The organism is Actinoallomurus acanthiterrae (assembly GCF_054775715.1).
This window is the reverse complement of record NZ_BAAHCO010000001.1, coordinates 7,707,672-7,726,753: the sequence shown is the minus strand read 5'-3', so window position 1 is coordinate 7,726,753 and position 19,082 is coordinate 7,707,672. Positions and strand designations below refer to the sequence as shown.

Annotated in this window: 8 protein-coding genes and 1 pseudogene; 8 read left to right on the top strand and 1 reads right to left on the bottom strand. The window is 72.1% G+C overall.

Annotated elements, in window-relative coordinates:
• Nucleotides 1-936, top strand: a complete 936-nt coding sequence (locus tag ACYVF7_RS36445) for a Ppx/GppA family phosphatase (RefSeq protein WP_460349665.1) — start codon at nt 1-3, stop codon at nt 934-936.
• A gap of 175 nt (nt 937-1,111) precedes the next feature.
• Here the strand turns inward: ACYVF7_RS36445 and ACYVF7_RS36440 are convergent, their stop codons facing one another.
• Entirely contained in the window at nt 1,112-4,240 is a 3,129-nt protein-coding gene (locus ACYVF7_RS36440; protein ID WP_460349663.1) for an alpha-N-acetylglucosaminidase, read from the bottom strand.
• 312 nt (nt 4,241-4,552) lie between these two features.
• Between ACYVF7_RS36440 and ACYVF7_RS36435 the strand changes: the two genes are divergently transcribed.
• From ACYVF7_RS36435 to ACYVF7_RS36405, 7 genes and pseudogenes are all read left to right on the top strand, one after another.
• Nucleotides 4,553-7,534, top strand: a complete 2,982-nt coding sequence (locus ACYVF7_RS36435; protein ID WP_460349661.1) for a TIM-barrel domain-containing protein — start codon at nt 4,553-4,555, stop codon at nt 7,532-7,534.
• Nucleotides 7,535-7,604: 70 nt separating this feature from the next.
• On the top strand, nt 7,605-11,240 hold the full coding sequence (locus ACYVF7_RS36430; protein WP_460349659.1) for a beta-galactosidase: 3,636 nt from the start codon (nt 7,605-7,607) through the stop codon (nt 11,238-11,240).
• Nucleotides 11,237-14,926, top strand: coding sequence for a beta-galactosidase (locus ACYVF7_RS36425; protein ID WP_460349657.1), 3,690 nt, complete (start codon nt 11,237-11,239; stop codon nt 14,924-14,926). The genes ACYVF7_RS36430 and ACYVF7_RS36425 overlap by 4 nt, the downstream gene beginning before the upstream one ends.
• Nucleotides 14,908-16,920 carry a glycoside hydrolase family 31 protein gene (locus ACYVF7_RS36420; RefSeq protein WP_460349655.1) on the top strand — a complete coding sequence of 671 codons (2,013 nt, stop codon included), beginning with the start codon at nt 14,908-14,910 and terminating at the stop codon, nt 16,918-16,920. Before ACYVF7_RS36425 ends, ACYVF7_RS36420 begins: the two co-directional genes overlap by 19 nt.
• Nucleotides 16,917-17,318 (top strand): hypothetical protein, encoded by a 402-nt coding sequence (locus ACYVF7_RS36415; RefSeq protein WP_460349653.1) that lies wholly within the window; start codon nt 16,917-16,919, stop codon nt 17,316-17,318. Before ACYVF7_RS36420 ends, ACYVF7_RS36415 begins: the two co-directional genes overlap by 4 nt.
• A 100-nt stretch (nt 17,319-17,418) precedes the next feature.
• Nucleotides 17,419-18,080, top strand: a pseudogene (locus tag ACYVF7_RS36410) (GDSL-type esterase/lipase family protein); the annotation flags it as partial.
• 36 nt (nt 18,081-18,116) lie between these two features.
• Nucleotides 18,117-19,073 (top strand): NEW3 domain-containing protein, encoded by a 957-nt coding sequence (locus ACYVF7_RS36405; RefSeq protein WP_460358325.1) that lies wholly within the window; start codon nt 18,117-18,119, stop codon nt 19,071-19,073.
• The last annotated feature ends 9 nt before the right edge of the window (nt 19,074-19,082 follow it).

Below are 19,082 nucleotides of genomic sequence, written 5' to 3'. Positions count from 1 at the left end.
ATGAGACTGGGTGTCTTGGACGTCGGATCGAATACGGTCCATCTGCTGGTGGTCGACGCGCACCTCGGCGCCGCGCCGCTGCCGGCCTTCTCCCACAAGGAGGAGATGCGGCTCGCCGCGCATCTGGAGGACGGCGACCGGCTGTCCGAGGAGGGGGCGGGGCTGCTGGGGGGCTTCGTCGACGAGGCCATGCGGATCGCCGAGGACAAGGGCGTCGAGCGGCTCATCGGGTTCGCCACCTCGGCCGTGCGCGAGGCGGCCAACGGCGAGGACGTCCTCGCCAAGGTACGCGCCGACAGCGGCGTCGATCTTCAGGTGCTCTCCGGGGAGGAGGAGGCGCGGCTGACCTTCCTGGCGGCCCGGCGGTGGTTCGGCTGGTCGGCCGGGCGCCTACTCGTCCTGGACATCGGAGGCGGCTCGCTGGAGATCGCTGCGGGCGCCGATGAGGACCCGGACTTCTCTACCTCGGTGCCCCTGGGCGCGGGGCGGCTGACGCGGGACTGGTTCACCGCCGACCCGCCGTCGCCCGACGAGGTTCGGGCCCTGCGCAAGTACGTCCGCGCCACGATCGCCCGCGAGGTGTCCGGGGTGACCCGGCGCGGCATGCCGGACCACGCGGTGGCGACCTCCAAGACGTTCAAGCAGCTCGCGCGGATCGCCGGCGCCGCCCCCACCGGCCAGGGCACGCTGGTCCGGCGGGTGCTCAGTCATCGCGATCTGACCGAGTGGGCCGGGCGGCTGGCCGAGATGGACGTCGCGGAGCGCGCCGAGCTGCCGGGCGTCTCGGAGGGCCGGGCGCCCCAGCTCGTGGCGGGGGCGATCGTCGCGGACGCCGCGATGGACCTGTACCAGTTGCCCGAGGTCGTGATCTGCCCTTGGGCGCTGCGGGAGGGCGTCATCCTGCGCCACCTGGACGCACTGCCCGACCCGTCCTGACCCGGCCGCCGAGCCTTCACCGCGCGCGCCATTGCACTCGGCCGATTCGTCCACCCCAGGCCCAGGATGAGCGGAGCCGGCCGGGAGCCGAGATGGCGACGGCCACGAATGAGCGGATGTGAACGGCTCACCTCGACCGGACACATGGTCGAGGTGAGCCGCTCGGCGGCCGGAGTCAGCCGCTGGTGACGCTCAGGCCGTGGAACTGCGCCATGCCCCGTGTGCCCGTCCAGCCGTTCGCGGCGGTCATGAACACTCCCGCGTCCTGCGTCGCGGTCACGCCGGCGACGGTGACCGTTCCGAGGGTCCGCCACGTCGTGCCGTCGGTGCCGCACTGTGCGGTGTACTCCGAGCCCTTGCGGACCAGCCGCAGGTAGGCCGGGGCGGCGATGGAGGTGTCCTGCTTGATCGAGTCGAACCGGCCGTCGCCGTCGGAGTCCCAGGACAGGAGGCAGCCGTTGTCCGGGGTCACCGCGAGGTTCAGGTAGCCCGCCGCACCCTGCTGCGTCAGGTCGTCGCGGACGATGATCCCGGCGCGGGCCCAGCCTCCGGTCCGGTCCTGAGTGACGACCTTCGTGGTGACGGTGCCGTCCGCGCCGAGGGAGTCGTCGAGGTAGGCGGCGCCGAACTCGTTGGTGGCGCCCCACAGGTCGGCCCCGGCGCCCTCGATCGCGAGGTCGTCGCCGGCCTGCCCGAAGAGCGCGTCGTTGAACGAGACCGTCTTCAGCGGCGGTCGTACGCCGGTGGCCGTCATGACCTTCGCCGCCCCCGACGTCGAACCCTTGGTCCCGCCGGTCGTGTAGGTGGCGGTGACCGGCAGTGCCGCGACCACCTGATCGCCGCCGCCGGTCAGGGTGACCTTCCAGCGGGCGGTGAACGTCTCACCGGGCCCGACCGAGGCCGTCGTGACCGTGCCGAGCGGTTCGGCGGTCATCCCGGCCGGCAGCGCTGGGGACAGCTTCACGTTCTGCGCCGAGGCGAAGCCGTTGCGATCGGTGAAGGACGCGGTCAGCGTGACCGTCTGCCCGACGGCGACGGACGTCCTGTCGGCGGACGCGGTCAGCGCCGTCTGGTGCGGGTCCCGGGCGAGCGTCGCCGCCACGGTCCGCGCGACGCGGCCGATGTCGCCGGTCGTGCGGGTGGCGTACCGCTGGTGCCCGTGGGTCCAGGCGTCGTCGATCGCGAACCAGTCGATGCTCTTCGGGGCGCGTCCGGCTGCGAGGGCGGCGTCGAGTTCGGCGAAGTAGGTCTTCCAGCGCTGCCGGTACAGTCCGCCGACCAGGCCCGCCCACTCGCGGTTGGCGTACTCGTGCAGGCCCTGCTCGCTGCTGTCGCGGCCGCCCCAGGTCGTGATGATCGAGCGGGCGTCGTACTCCAGCCGGTCCTTCTCCGCCGCGGTCGATCCGGCCGCGCGGGCGGCGGCGAGCCAGCTGCCCAGCAGGTGCTGACCATCCGTCGCGACCACCTGGTCCATCAGCGTCATCCAGCGCAGCCAGACCGAGGTCAGCTCCTCGAAGCGCGAGCGGTCCCCGGCGTCGTACGCGGCCTTGATCTGCGGCAGCAGCAGGCGACTGCGGTTCGACAGCACCTGCCGTGTGACGTCCATGAGGTCGTACCGGTACGCCGAGCTGTTCCGCAGGGCGGGCGCGACCCGCAGCAGTTCGGTGAGCGCCTGATCGAACGCGGTGGCGTCGTAGCGCATCTGCTGTGGCGAGTACGCGGCGGCGGTCGCGGCGCTCAGGCTCGGCCGCGCCGCGAACAGGCCGTCCTGGCCCTCGCTCCAGGAGTCGGCGCGCGTGGTGCCGTACGCGGTGCGGCGCAGCACCTGCCAGGCGGCCGCGGCGTGCGGGTCGTCGCCGCCGTACCGTGCCTTCGCATAGCCGGCGAACCATGCGTCCAGCCCGACCGGGTCGGTCGTCCAGGCCAGCTCGGTGAACAGCGCCATCGCCGCGGGGTTGTTGTCGGCGCCCTCGGGCATCATCGCGATCCCGGCGAGCCTGCTGCCCGTTTTGGTGCGCCACTGCGGGTACAGGCTCACCCAGTCGGGGGTGTTCGCGCCGATGGTGGTGTGGCCGCCGAAGTTCCAGATGCTGCCGAAGGCGTACGGCGTGCCCTGCCAGTCCTTCTCCCGGTCGGTGACCGACGGGAACCGGTCCGACAGCCCGTCGACGATGAACACCTTGCTCCGGTCGACCGCGGACAGGATGTCGGGGCGCGGGTTGGTCTGCCAGCCGAGCAGGGTCCAGATCGCTCCGGGGTGCGCCTTCTCCAGCGCCGCCTGCACCGCCTGCGCGGCCTCGCCGACCGGGACGTCGCCCGGCTGCCCGCCCTCGTGCAGGAGATCCATCTTGTACATCGTGCTGTCGCCGTACCGCTCGCTCTGGCGCCGGTAGAAGTCCGCGGCGACCTGGGCGAACAACGGGTTGCGCGGGTCGAGCCAGTCGGGGCGGGTGAAGGCGCCCCAGGTGCCCTGGGGGACCACCCGGGCGCCGGGGTTCTTGGCGACGAAGCCCGGCGGCACGGTGCCGTAGAAGCCGGGCAGCACGGGGGTCATGCCGAGCTCACGCAGCCGCCCGATGATCTTCTTGGCGAGGGCGGCACGCCGCTCGATCAGGCTCTTGGAGATGGGGCCGCCGAAGCCGGACATGTTCTGCAGCAGCCACCACGGCTGGTGCGCCGGGGCCGGGATCCACGCGCGGATCTCGGCGTCGGAGTAGCCGAAGTCGCGGAAGGTGTCGTAGTACGTCGCGTCGGCGCCGGTGTAGACGAGGACCTCGTTGATGCCGTGCAGGGCCAGCACGTCGATCTCGCGCTGCCAGTCCGCCCAGGTCCGGTACGGCCCGGTGTAGCCGTCGTCCGTGTCGTTGAGCGCGAACCGGTGCGGGACGTTCGCCGCGCGGGTGACCGGCGCGGACGGTGCGGGCAGCAGGCGCGGCAGGGCGAGTTGCTCGCCGTTCCAGGAGATGTCGGCGTGGGCGACGTTCTTGAGGTACCAGCCGAAGCCGGTGAGCAGGGCGGCGGAGCTGGTGCCTTCGATCACGATGTGCCCGGCCCGGCCGGAGACATGGAAGGAGTCCTCGGCGCCGCGAGCGGTGGGGACGAGTTCGACCTGCCGGTCGTGCCCCGGGATGAGACGGGCCAGCGCCGCGTGGGCGGGGCTGACGTCGAACGAGCCGTTGGCACGCGCCGCACGCATTCCGGCGGGCGGCGATGCGGCGCGCGCGGCGGGGGAGAGCACCCCGAGCACCGCGAGCAGCGCGGTGAGGACGACAGCGGTCCGCGAGGTGGACGGTGATGCACGCATCGAAGCTCCTGGGGAGTCTCAAGGGCCCGGCCCCCCGGCCGCCGTGCTCATATGTGATTGATTCAGTGCCGTATCGAGCATGATCGTACGCCGCCAAGCAGTCTCCTCGTCAACTAGGCGAGATGTTAAATCGGCATATCGGGCGCTTTTTGGGAGGTGAGCGGCATAAATGGATTGCTGGCGCGAGTGGCCGTCTCGGCGAGGGGTGTTGACATGTGATCGCTCGGACCGAAGTATGAGCAGAAAAAATCACGACCTTGCAGGGCCGGATTCGGGGTGGCCAGCCCGCAGAACCCCGCTAGGAGGCATCGGGTGCTGTCATGGCATGACCGGCTGGCCAGGATCGGCCTCGCCCTCGCGTCACTCGCGTTCGGCGGCCTGATCGCCGTATCACCCGCGCACGCCACGGCCGGACCGGCCGGTGGCCCGCGCGTCACCCACGACTCCGTCACCGTGACCGTGCCCGCGTCGTCCGGCGCGCCGGGTTACTCGGTCGACATCGCCACCGGGTCCCTGAACATCACGACCGCGCGCGGCGGGCGTACGGTGCTGGCCACGGCCGGCGGTACCACCGGCGGCCTGCGCTTCCACTCGGGCGGCGCCTGGCAGCGGGCGACCAAGGTCACCGGCTGGACCTGGAAGAACGGCGTCCTGCGCGTCCAGGCGGCCACCACGCAGAACGGCGTCACGGCCGAGGCGGTGCTCACCCCGAAGGCCGACCGGTACGCTCTGTCCTGGAGCGTCAAGGGCGGCACCGCCGATCAGCTCGGGCTGGCGTACGACCTGAAGTCGGCCGGGCACTGGTACGGCCACGGCGAGACGACCACCCCGCAGGGCGGCCCCGGCACCGACCAGCCCTGGCCCCTGGAGACCGGCCACGTGCACGACAACGCGTTCGGGCCCGCGTCGTACCAGATGGTCGACCCGTTCTGGTACACCTCCAGCGCCACGGGCCTGCTCGTCGACACCGGCGAGGTCATGGACGTCGCCATCAACGACGGCAGCGACGGCCTCGGCCGCTTCACGATCGACTCGGGCGGCACGTACAACGCGACCGTGTTCGTCGAGGCGAACCCCCGTGAGGTGTACCGCGACCACACCGGCGTCGTCGGCAAGCCCGCGAAGAGCGACGCCACCTACACCCAGTACGCGAAGCCGCTGTGGAACTCCTGGGCGCAGTTCTACACGAAGGACGACCAGAACAAGATCCTGGACTGGGCCCAGAAGCTGCACGACAACCGCATCCCCGGGCACACCATCCAGCTCGACGACAAGTGGGAGTCCAACTACGGCAACCTGACCTTCGACCCGAAGACCTTCCCCGACGCCCGTGCGATGTCGGACAAGATCCACGCGATGGGCTACGACTTCGGCATCTGGGTCACGCTTTGGATCAACCTCGACTCCACGAACTACCAGTACGCCGCCGACCACGGTTACCTGCTGAAGGACAAGGCCGACGGCACGAAGCCCTGCAAGGTGAGCTGGTGGAACGGCACCGCCGGCATCGTTGACCTGGCCAACCCCGACGCCAAGGCCTGGTACGTAGCGAACCTCAAGAAGCTGATGAGCACCTACCGGGTGGACGGTTTCAAGTTCGACACCCGTTTCTTCGACGACACGTGCGCGCCCGACCAGGGCTACAAGCGCGCCGACTACCAGCGGCTCGGCGCCGAGCTCGCCGACCAGTTCGACCTGCAGGGCGCGGGCATCCGGACGCACTGGAGCGGATCCCAGAAGACCGGCTTCGTCATCCGCCAGATCGACAAGGGCACGGGCTGGAACTCCCTCGCCGCCTCGGCCACCCAGAACCTCGCCATCTCCACGATCGGCTACCCGTTCGTCGAGACCGACATGATCGGTGGTTCCGGCGGCCAGCCCGCGCCAAAGAAAGACGTCCTTATCCGCTGGGCGCAGTCGGCCGCGCTGATGCCGCTGATGTACTCCTCCGCCTCGCCCGCCGGCACCAACGACGTCACGACCGGTAAGCCCGTCGCGTACGACCAGGAGACGATCGACCGCTACCGCGACGCCGTACAGGCGCACGGCCGGCTCGCCGCCTACATCTGGGACCAGGTGAAGAACAGCGTCGCCACCGGCGATCCGATCATGAGCCCGTTGTTCTTCGACTTCCCGAACGACGCCCCGGCGTACACCGTGAAGGACGAATGGATGCTCGGCCCGGCGGTGCTGGCCGCGCCCAAGCTGAGCAGCGGCGTCACGCGCGACGTGTTCCTGCCGACCGGTGCGTGGTTCGACGTCAACCACGGCACGGTCATCCGCGGCCCGAAGACCCTCCGCGGCTACGGCGCCCCGCTCGACGTCACCCCGGCGTTCGTGAACCTGAAGGCCAAGGGCGCCGGCACGGCGATCCGCGCCCTCAAGCGCAAAGGCGTCACGGCCGCGAGCATCCGGATCGCTCCGGACGCGCCGTCCACCGGCGCGGGAAAGCCGTTCACCCTCACCACCCAGGTGACCAACTGGGGCAACCCGAAGCTGGCGAACGTCACGACCCGCCTGTCGCCGCCCGCCGGCTGGACGGCGAAGGCGACCACCCCCGCCACCGCCCGCTCCCTCGGCTACGACAAGACGCTGACCACCACCTGGACCGTGACCCCGGCCGCCGGCGCCGCCTGGGGCCCGCACGGCATCGGCGCGACAGCCACGTACGGCAAGGGGCAGAAGGTCTCCGACACCGTGCAGGCCGAGGTCAAGCCCGCACCCGGCGCGGTGGCGGCCCCATACCGGACGTTCGCGACCACCGACGCGCAGTACGCCCAGGCCGGTGACCAGTTCGCCATCTGGGCGTCCGGCCAGGACCTGTCCGGCTGGAAGGACGAGAAGGGCGTCATCTACCGGCCCGGCGCGGCGGGCCCGAAGGCCACCGTGCAGACGCAGGTGGTGAGCCAGAACGGCAGCGGCCCGTCCGCCAAGGCCGGCATCGCGATCGCCAACGACCTGACCGCCCCGGAGAAGGGCGGCTACGCCGTCCTCATCATGACCAACCAGTACGGCCTGGAGTTCATGACGGACTCCAACGGCGACGGGAAGCTCGACACCTGGGCAGGCGGCGGCGCCACCTACCATCCGGCCTACCTGAAACTGACCCGCGACGGCGCGACGTACACCGCGTACGCGAGCAAGGACGGCCAGAGCTGGGACCAGGTCGGCACGGCACAGGTGCCCTCCGCCGCCGGCACCGGCGACGCCGGCCTGGTCGCCAGCGCCGTCAACCTGAACTACCCCGGCCAGACCACCCAGGCCGTTTTCACCGGTTTCTCGGTCAGTTCCTGACCGGCCCCTACCGGCGGGCCGAGGGGCCCGGCCCGCCGGCATTACCGCTCGGGGGAGATCGGAAACCTCGATGACGCGGAAGCCTCGGCTTCTCACGCCCTTTTTCGCCCTGCTCCTGCTCGTGACCGCGCTGTTCGTTCCGGCGGCGCGCGCACGGGCGGACTCCCCGCCGCGCTCGACCACCACCCGCCACACGATCACTTATGACAAGTACGCGCTGAAGATCGACGGACGGCCGCTGTACCTGTGGGGCGCCGAGTTCCACTACTTCCGGCTGCCCAGCCCCGACGAGTGGCGCGACGTCCTCCAGAAGATCAGGGCGGCCGGGTTCAACGCCGTGTCGCTGTACTTCGACTGGGGCTACCACTCCCCGAAGCCCGGCGTGTACGACTTCACCGGAGTACGGGACGTGGACCGGCTGCTGAGCGAGGCCGAGCGGGCGGGCCTGTACGTCATCGCCCGCCCCGGGCCGTACATCAACGCCGAGCTGTCCGGCGGCGGCTTCCCGTCCTGGCTGAACACCCGCACCGGGGTGAACCGCACCTCCGAGCCCGGATACCTGGAGGCGGCCCGGCAGTGGATGAGCCGGATCGACGCCGTCGTCGCCCGGCACCAGCTCACCCACGGCACCGGAACGGTGGTCCTCTATCAGGTCGAGAACGAGTACCAGGGCGGGCGGCACGACGCCGACTACATGGAGGACCTCAAGACCTGGGCCCGCGAGGACGGCATCGACGTGCCGACCTTCGTCAACGACGGCGGCGCCAACGGCAACTGGGTGAGCGGCAAGGGCGCGCCGGACCTGTACGGCTTCGACGCCTACCCGCAGGGCTTCGACTGCACCAAGCCGGACCAGTGGAACGACCTTCCCGACTACTCCTGGGTCAAGACCGCCTACGCCGCCGACCGGCCCCTGCTCATCCCCGAGGCCCAGGGCGGGGCGTTCGACCCGTGGGGCGGCACCGGCTACGACGGCTGCCGCACCCTCACCGGCACCGACTTCACGCGCGTGTTCGGCAAGATGAACATCGCCGCCGGGATCACCGGCCAGAGCTTCTACATGACCTACGGCGGCACCAGCTGGGGCTGGCTGCCCGACCCGAACGCCGTCTACAGCTCCTACGACTACGGCTCGGCCATCTCCGAATCGCGGCAGCTCACCGACAAGTACGCCGAGTTCAAGCGCCTCGGGTACCTCGTGAACGCCGTTGCCCCGCTGGCCCGCACCGACCCGGCCGCCGCTCCGCAGCCGACCGACCCGGCGCTGCGGATCGACCGCCGCGTCAACCCCGACACCGGAACGCAGTTCTTCGTCGTCCGCCACGCCGACACACGGGCGAAGGACACCGACGAGACGACACTGTCGCTGTCCGGCCGGGACGGCGACTATCCCCGCGTGCCGCAGCAGGGCGCCGTCCGGATCGGCGGCCGGGACGCCAAGCTGCTGGTCGCCGGCTACGACCTGGGCGCGCAGCGCCTCGTCTACTCCACCTCCGAGATCATGACGCACGCCCGGATCGGCGGGCGCGACGTCGCGCTGCTGTACGGCCGCGCCGGGGAGGCCGGTGAGACCGTGCTGCGCTACGCCAAGCGCCCCGACGTGAAGGTGCTGGCCGGTGACGTCACCGCCACGTGGGACGCCGCACGCGGCGACCTTCGGCTGAACTACACGCACAAGGGACTGGCCCGGGTCCTGGTCGGCGGCCTCGAACTGCTGATCGCCGACGACGCCGAGACGGCGGCGTGGTGGCGGCAGGACACCGCCGCCGGGCCCGTGCTCGTGCGCGGACCGTATCTGGTGCGCACCGCCGCCCTCGACGGCGACACCCTCGCCCTGACCGGCGACACCAGCGGCGCCGGGCCGATCGAGGTCATCGCCCCGGCCCGGAAGGTCACCTGGAACGGCCGCCCGGTCGCCGTCACCGCCGCGGCCGGCGGATCCCTCACCGGCCGCCTCGGCGACGCGCCGCGGCCCGTGCGGCTGCCCACCCTCACCGACTGGAAGTATCGCGAGGAGGCACCCGAGGCGGCGCCGGGCTTCGACGACTCCACCTGGACGGTCGCCGGCCACCTCACCGCGAACCATCCGTCGCTCGCCGGCTCCCCGCCCGTGCTCGCCATGGACGAGTACGGGTTCCACCACGGCGACGTCTGGTACCGGGGCCGATTCCGCGCCGGAGGCCACGAGACCGCGCTCGCGCTGAACGCCGCGACCGGCGCGCACGGCACGTACGCGGTGTGGTTGAACGGCCGCTACCTCGGCGAGTCCGGGAACGGCCGGCACACGTTCGACATCCCGGCGGGGACCCTCAAGGCCGACAACGTCGTCGCGGTCCTCGTCGAGAACATGGGCCACAACGAGGAATGGGGCCACGACTACTCCAAGGAACCGCGCGGCCTGCTGTCGGCGGACCTGCTCGGCGGGGCCACCACGATCGGCTGGCGGATCCAGGGGAACCGCGGGGGAGAGGACCCGGTCGACGCGGCACGCGGCCCGTTCAACGCGGGCGGGCTGTACGGCGAACGCGCCGGCTGGTCGCTGCCCGGGTATCCCGACGGCCGGTGGCGGAGCGTCACCCTGCCCTACGCGACCGGGCCCGGCGTCCGCTGGTACCGCACCACGGCCACCCTCGACCTGCCGCGCGGCCAGGACACCGCCGTCGCCCTCGACCTCGGCGGCGACACCGGGAAGGACCACCGCACCGCGATCTACGTCAACGGCTGGCTCATCGGGCGGTACCTGCCGGGCGTCGGCCCACAGCACCGGTTCGTCGTCCCGAACGGCATCCTGCACGAGCACGGCCGTAACACGATCGCGCTGGCCGTCTGGTCCGGCGACGGCTCCGGCCCCGGCTCGGTAAAGCTCGTCGAGGACGGGGCGCACGCCGGAGGCGTCCCGGTGCGGGACGTGGCCGCGCCCTCGTACAGCGCGTCGCGTTACGCCATGCCCGCGGCGGCGGGCCGCGTCGCCGTGTCCGCCGACGCGTTCCTGCGGCCCGGAACACCGGTGTCCGTGCCGGTGACGTTCACCGCGGCGAGGGCCGGGAACGTCGACCTGACGCTGACCGCCCCGGACGGCTGGACGGTACGCCCCGACGGCCCGGCGCGCTTCGCCGGCGTCGGCGCGGGCCGGAGCGTGACGACGCGCTTCACGGTGACACCACCGGCCGATCCGGTCTCCTACGCGGTGCTGACCGCGACGGCCGACACCGGCCACGGCCACCTGACCGGCGAGGCCGCGGTCCAGGTGCCGCCCGCCGGCCCGACGGGCGATGCCTACGTCAGCGACCTCCCCCTCGTCCGTGCCGTGAACGGCTGGGGCCCGGTCGAACGCGACAAGTCCAACGGCGAGGACGCCGCAGGCGACGGCCGGACGCTGTCGCTCGGCGGCAGGACGTTCGCCAAGGGACTCGGCGTGCACGGCCCGAGCCAGGTCCGGGTGTACCTCGGCGGCGGCTGCACGCGGTTCACCGCGACCGTCGGCGTGGACGACGAGGTCGGCGACGGCGGCAGCGTCACCTTCCAGGTGGTCGCCGACGGCCAGGTCCGCTACGACGGCCCGGTCGTGCGCGGCTCCGATCCCGGCACCGACATCGGCGTCGACGTCACCGGCACCCGCTGGCTGGACCTTGTGGTCACCAACGGCGGCGACGACGCCACCCAGGACCACGCCGACTGGGCCGACGCGAAGGTGAGCTGCTCATGACCGCCCTACTCCGCTGGACCCGTCTCCTGATGACCGTGCTGCTCCTGGCGGCCGGAACCCTGACCGCGATGGCGCCCGGCGCGCCGGCCCTGGCCGAGCCGCCGAGCGCCCACACCGTCACCTACGACAAGTACGCGGTGAAGATCGACGGGAAACCGGTCTTCCTATGGTCGGGGGAGTTCCACTACTGGCGGCTGCCCAGCCCTGACCTGTGGCGTGACGTGCTGCAGAAGATGAAGGCGGCCGGGTTCAACGCCGTGTCCATCTACTTCGACTGGGGCTACCACTCCCCGGCGCCCGGGGTCTACGACTTCACCGGCGTACGCGACGTGGACCGGCTGCTCGACATGGCGCAGGAGGCGGGCCTGTACGTCATCGCCCGGCCCGGCCCGTACATCAACGCGGAGACCGACGGCGGCGGATTCCCCGGATGGCTGCTGACGCAGAAGGGCCAGGCCCGCTCCAACGCCCCGGACTACCTGGCGGCGGCCCGCGAGTGGCTGTCCCAGATCGACCGGATCCTCGCCCGGCACCAGGTCACCAACGGCACCGGTCCCGTGCTGCTCGACCAGGTCGAGAACGAGTTCTATGACCCCGACGGGCGGGCGCACATCGTGCGGCTCGCCGACCAGGTACGTCACGACGGCGTCACCGTGCCGCTCGTCGGCAACGAACCGTCCCCGCAGTTCGCGGGCGGCGACGGGCTCGACTTCGCCGGGGAGTACGACCAGTACGTCTCGTTCTGCAACGGGACCTGGTGGCTGCCGACCCTGAACCGGCAGACCCCCGGCGCGCCGCTGGGGGTCTTCGAGTCGGGCACGGGCTGGTTCCAGACCTGGGGCGACAAGGGGTACGACGGCTGCCGTCAGACGATGGGCCCGCCGTTCCAGAAGGTCGTCTACAAGCACGAGGTCATGCAGGGCACGACGATCGAGAACCTCTACATGGCCTACGGCGGCACCAACTGGGGCTGGCTCGCCGACCCGCGCCAGGTCTACACGTCCTACGACTACGGCGCGCCGATCAGCGAGGCACGGCAGACCGGCGTCAACTACGACGAGCTGAAGCGCCAAGGGCTCTTCTACACGACGACCGCGCCGCTCGCCCGGACCGACCCGGCGACGGCGCCCGCCTCATCGAACGCGGACGTCCACCTGGAGGCCCGCGTGAATCCCGAGACGAAGACGCGGTTCCTCTACCTGCGGCACGCCGACCCGAACGCCGGGTCCGACGACACCACGACGTTCTCCTGGGACACCCCGGACGGCACGTACGACGTCACGGCCCGGCTGAAGGGCAAGGACGCCAAGGTCCTGCTCGCCGGGTACGACTTCGGCGGTCAGCGCCTCGTGTACTCCACCAGCGAGCTGATGACCGGCGCCCACGTCGGCGACCGCGACGTCGTCGTCCTGTACGGCCAGGACGGCACGGACGGACGCACCGTGCTCCGGTACACGAGCGAGCCGACGGTCACCGTGCTCGACGGCAAGGCCCAGGCCGCCTGGGACCCCGCCCGCGGCGACCTGCGCCTGGACTACTCCCACTCCGGGCTCACCCGGGTGCTCGTGCACGGTGGCGGCCGCCCCGACCTGCTGCTCCTCCTCGGCAGCGATGACGAGGCCGCCCGGTTCTGGCGGCAGGACACCGCGGCCGGTCCGGTGCTCGAACGCGGAACGCACCTCGTCCGTTCGGCGTCCATCACCGGCGGCACCCTCGCGCTCGGCGGTGACGCCGGCCAGGCCGGTCCGCTAGAGATCTTCGCGCCCGCCACGGTCCGCCGGGTCACGTGGAACGGCGCGCCGCTGCCGGTGAAGCCCACCGCGTCGGGCGGCCTCCTCGGCCAGGTGCCGGGCCCGCGCCCGGTCACGCTGCCCACGCTCGGCTGGAAGTACGCGCCCGAGACGCCCGAGGCGAACCCCTCCTTCGACGACTCCTCCTGGACGTTCGCCGACAAGCTGAGCACCGACAGCCCCACCCAACCGGGGACCCTCCCCGTGCTGTACCAGGACGAGTACGGCTTCCACCACGGCTACACCTGGTACCGCGGCCACTTCCGCGCCACCGGTACGGAGAAGTCCCTCTCGCTCTCCGCGTTCGCGACCAACCCCAGCGCTCCGTCGGGGAAGGTCGGCGCCTACTCGGTGTGGCTCAACGGGAGGTTCCTCGGTACCGCGCAGACCGGCCACCACGCCTTCAGCCTGCCGGACGGCGCGCTGCGCAGCGGGCAGGACAACGTCGTCGCCGTCCTGGTCGGCACGATGGGCCACAACGAGGACTTCACCTGGAACAGCGACGACCACAAGCAGCCGCGCGGCCTGACCGAGGCCTACCTCGGTGGGTCCGGAGCGCAGATCACCTGGCGGATCCAGGGCCAGCGCGGCGGTGAGCGGCCCGTCGACACCGCGCGCGGGCCGATGAACACCGGCGGGCTGTACGGCGAGCGGGCGGGCTGGACGCTGCCCGGCCACCCCGACCGGTCGTGGGCGAACGTCTCGCTGCCCAAGGCGGACGCCACGCCGGGCGTCGCCTGGTACCGCAGTACCTTCCGGCTGGACCTGCCGAAGGGCCAGGACACGTCCGTCGGCCTGACCATCGACGACGACCCGTCCCGGCACTACCGGGCGCTCATCTACGTCAACGGCTGGCTGATGGGCCAGTACGTGAACGACACCGGCCCGCAGCACACCTTCCCCCTCCCGACCGGCATCCTCCGCCCGCGCGGCACCAACACCGTCGCGATCGCGAGTTGGAGCACGGACGCCGGAAGCGGTGGTCTCGGGAAGGTCGGCCTCACCGTGCTCGGCAACGAGACCGCACCGCTGCGCGTGGCCGACGTCTCCGGGCCCGGGTACGACGCCCGGAAGTACGCCGACCCCACGACGCCCGCCCAGGTGTCCGTGGACGCGCCCGACGCCTTCACGCCGGGAGGCGCCCAGAAGGTCACCGCGACGGTGACGGCGCCGAAGAACGGCCCCTCGCTGACCGGCGCGGCCGTGTCCCTCAGCCTGCCGGACGGCTGGACCGCCACCCCGGCGGAGCCGGTCCGCCTCGGCACCCTCCGGCCGGGCACGTCGGCCTCCGCCGCCTGGACGGTCACCGTCCCGGCCGGGCAGAAGACCGGCGTGGTCGGCGTCGTCCGCGCCCGCGCCTCCTTCACCAGGGCCGGAAGACAGGCGTCGGCCACCGGCGAACGCGTCGTCGCGGTGCCGCTGCCCCCGCTGTCACCGGGCGAGCACTACGTCAGCGACCTGCCGTTCCAGTCCGCGAGCAACGGCTGGGGCCCGGTCGAACGGGACCAGAGCAACGGAGAGGACGCCGCCGGTGACGGCAAGCCCCTCACGCTGCACGACACGGTGTACCGGAAGGGCCTCGGCGTGCACGCCCCCAGCAGTGTCCAGGTGTGGCTCGGCGGCCGCTGCACGACGTTCCACGCGGCGCTCGGCCTGGACCAGGAGACGTACGGGCGCGGCGACGGGCCCGCGACCGTCACCTACACCGTCCTCGCCGACGGGGTGCCGGTCTACCAGAGCGGCCGCATCGACCGGGACACGCCGACCCGCGTCGTCGACGTTCCCGTGGACGGCGCCCAGCGCATCGAGCTCGTCGCCGGGGACGCCGATGACGGCAACGCGCTGGACCACGCCGACTGGGCCGACGCGAAGGTGACGTGCGGGAGCGGCACGTGATGCGCGCGGCCGTACGGACGCTCCTGGCCCCGGCGCTCCTGGCACCCCTGACCGGCGTGGTCCCCGCCGCCGCGGACACGGAGCCGATCACCCTGGGCAACACCCGATACGCGATCCAGGTCGCGACGGCCCCGCTCACGCTCACGACGGTCCGGGCCGGCCGGACCGTGCTGGCCACCGCCCCGGGGGCACTGCGGTTCCGGATCGGCGCCGACTGGCACATCGTGGGGCGGGTCACCGGCAGCGAACGGCACGGCGACACGCTGCGCCTCACCGCCGCCACCGACCTGCCCGGCGTGACCGTCGACCTGACGATCGCGCTGCGCTCGGACCGCTATGACCTGAGCTGGTCGCTGCGCGGTGCCACCGGCGACGTCCTGAGCACCGCGTACGACCTGCGCAGCGCCGGGCACTGGTACGGGCACGGCGAGAACACCGACCAGACCGTCCAGCCGTGGCCGCTCGACTCCGGGCAGGTGGTCGACACGGCGTTCGGGCCCGCGTCGTACCAGGTGGTGGCGCCCTTCTGGTACACCTCCAGCGCGGCCGGGCTGCGAGTGAACACCGACGAGCCGATGGACGTGCGGATCAACTCCGGCGGCAACGGTCTCGGGGAGTTCACCGTCACCGGCCGCGCGCCCGCGACCTCGACGGTGTTCGTCGAGGACACCCCGGCCGAGGTCTACCACGACGAGATCGCGATCGTCGGCCGGCCACGGCGATCCGACACCCCGTACGCGCAGTTCGTCACCCCCTTGTGGAACTCCTGGGCCCAGCTCTACGGCGAGCAGAGCGGGCAGAACGTGCTGGACTGGGCGCGCGGCCTGCGCCGGGCGGGCCTCGACGGCCACGCCGCGCAGATCGAGGAGAGCGTGATCGCGCCGGACTTCGCCCAGCGCTTCCCGGACCTGCCCGGACTGTCCCGGCAGCTGCGGCGCCTCAAGCTCGATCTCGGCATCTGGACCGGCCTGTACATGCCGGAGTACGCCGCGGACTTCTCCTACGCCGCCGACCACGGCTACCTGCTCAAGGACCCGTCCGACCCGTCGAAGCCGTGCCTGTTCACCTGGTGGAACGGCCGCCCGACCGGGCTGATCGACCTGGCGAACCCGGCCGCGCGCCAGTGGTACACCGACGGCCTGCACGCCCAGGTGCGCCAGGGGGTCACCGGGTTCAAGTTCGACACGGAGTTCTTCGACGACCGATGCGCCGCCTACCCCGGCGCCACCCGCGCCGACTACGTGCGCTACGGCACCGAACTGGCCGACGGCTTCGATCTGCAGGGCGCCGGCCTGCGGGTGCCGTGGAACGCCGCGCAGGCGGAGGGGTTCGCCACCCGCACCGCCGACAAGCCGACGACGTTCGCGGGCCTGCACGCCGCGGTCGCGGCGAACCTGGCCGTCTCCACCATCGGCTACCCGTTCGTCGAGACCGACATGATCGGCGGCTCGCTGGGGTACCCGCCGCCCACCAAGGAGGTCCTGGTCCGGTGGGCGCAGGCGGCGTCCATGATGCCGCTGATGTACGCCTCCACCTCGCCGGCCGGGGTGAAGGACGCCACGACCGGCCGATGGGTCGCCTACGACCCGGAGACCATCGATCGGTTCCGGGCGGCCATCGGCACGCACGAACGCCTCGCGCCCTACATCTGGGACCAGGTCGAGAACGCGATCGCCACCGGCGATCCGATCATGCGTCCGCTGTTCTTCGACCACCCCGGGGACGCCCCGTCCTACACCGTCTCCGACGAGTGGATGCTCGGCCCGGCCGTGCTGGCCGCGCCGCAACTCGGGGAGGGGACCACCCGGGACGTGTTCCTGCCGTCCGGTGTCTGGCGCGACGTCCGGCGCGGCGTCATCGTCCACGGACCCACGACCCTCACGGATTACCCGGCGCCGCTCGGCGTGACGCCGGTCTTCGTCGACCTCGGCGCCAAGGGGGCCGCGAAGGCTCTCGCGGCGCTGCGGCCCACCCATGAAGGAGCCGCCTCATGACCTGGCATCGGACCGTGACGGCCGTGGCGGCGGCGGTGGTGACCGCCCTGACGCTATCGTCGCCCTCGTCCGCGCTCGCATCTCCCCGGCGGGGATCCGCATCCCCGCCGCACGCGCGGACGGCGAAGACCTCCCGCGAGTGGACCGGGACGTGGGCGACCGCCCAGCACGCCTCGTACGACCCCGGCACCTCCGAGACCACCGTGCGAATGCCCGTGCACGTCAGCGTGGGCGGGTCGAAGGTGCGCATCCACCTGACCAACGGGTTCACGACCGATCCGCTGACCATCGGGCACGCGACCGTGGCGCTGCGGAGCGGCGGTGCCGTGGTCCGGCGGCTCGCTGCGCGAGCTGCGCTTCGGCGGTGCGCGGCAGGTCACCGTCCCGGCCGGCGGTGAGGTCGTCAGCGACCCGGTGCGCCTGCGGGTCCCGCCGCAGGCGGATCTGGACGTGAGCCTGTACTTCCCCGGTCGCCTCACGCACGTCAGCCAGCACTGGATGGCCCTGCAGACGGTGTACTGGACGGCGTCCGGGGCGGGCGACCACGCGGCGGACGCGGGCGGGGCCGCCTATCCGGTCATGACGTCCAGCTGGCCGTTCGTGACCGAGGTGGACGTCGTGCCGGAGGACGCGGGCGGAGCCGTGGTCGCCTTCGGGGACTCGATCACCGACGGCGCCGCGTCGACCTCGGACGCCGACCGGCGCTGGCCCGACTACCTGGCGGCGCGCCTCCAGCGGTGCCGCCGGCGGCCGGAGTCCTCAACGCCGGCATCAGCGGCAACCGGATCACCGGGGGGAGCGACGGCAATCCCTCCGCACTCGACCGGCTGGACCGTGACGTACTCGGCCGGGCGAACGCCACCTCGGTGATCCTCTTCGAGGGCGTCAACGACCTCAGCTGGGGCGGTGCCACCGCCGACCAGGTGATCGCGGGTATGAAGCAGATCGCCGCCCGGTCCCACGCCAGGGGACTCAAGGTCATCGGCGCGACCGTCGTGCCGTTCAAGGGCTGGGGCGACTGGTGGACCGCGGACAAGGAGGCCGCACGGCAGCGGGTGAACGCCTTCGTCCGCGACTCGGGCGGGGTGTTCGACGGCTTCGCCGACTTCGACGCCGCCGTCCGGGACCCGGCCGACCCGGCGCGCATCGCCGGGGTGTACGACTCCGGCGACCACCTGCATCCGAACGACGCCGGCATGAAGGCGTTCGCCCGGGCCGTCGACCTGCGGACGCTCGGCGCCGCCCGGGACTGCCCCACGGCCGACGTCCGCATCGGCCCCGAGAAGGTCACCGTACGGCCGGGGACGCCGGTCCAGGTGACCACGACCGTCACCGCCACGACCCGGGTGACGCACGTGCGCACGGCGCTTCGGCCGCCGGCCGGATGGACGGCCGTTCCGGATGGCCCGGCCGCCGTTCCGGTGCTCGAGGCCGGTGCGAGCACGAGCGTCAAATGGACGCTGACGGCGCCGGCGGACACCGCCTGGGACACCCGTGAGGTCCGTGCCGAGACGACGTTCCACACGGCCGGCCGCACCGAGCGGGTCTCCGACGGCATCGACGCGACCGTCGTCCCCACCCCGAACGGAGTACGGGCTCCGTACCTGACCCATGCGACGACCGACGGGCAGTACGCCCAGAACGGCGAACAGTTCGCGATCTGGGCGGGCGGCCGGGACCTGTCCGGCTGGGTCGATGAGAAGGCCGTCGTCTACCGCCACGGCGTCCTGGGACCCGCCGGCACGGTGACGGCGCGCGTCGTGAGCCAGCAGGGCAGCGGGCCTTCGGCCAAGGCGGGTCTCGCCGTCGCCAACGACCTCACCGCGCCGGAGAAGGGCGGCTACGCGGTCCTGACCATGAGCGCCCAGAACGGCGTGGAGTTCATGACCGACTCCGACGGCGACGGACGGCTCGACACCTGGGCGGGCGGCGGCTCCAGCTACCACCCCGCCTGGCTGCGGCTGACCCGCGCCGGCACCGCCTACACCGCCGACGCCAGTGCGGACGGCACCACGTGGCAGCGGGTCGGCGAGGCCACGGTCGCCTCGGCGAGCGGAACCGGCGACGCCGGGATGACGGCCGGCGCGGTGAACCTGAACTACCCGGGCCAGACCACTCAAGCGATCTTCGACCACTTCGACGTGACCGAGTGAAAGGCAGGT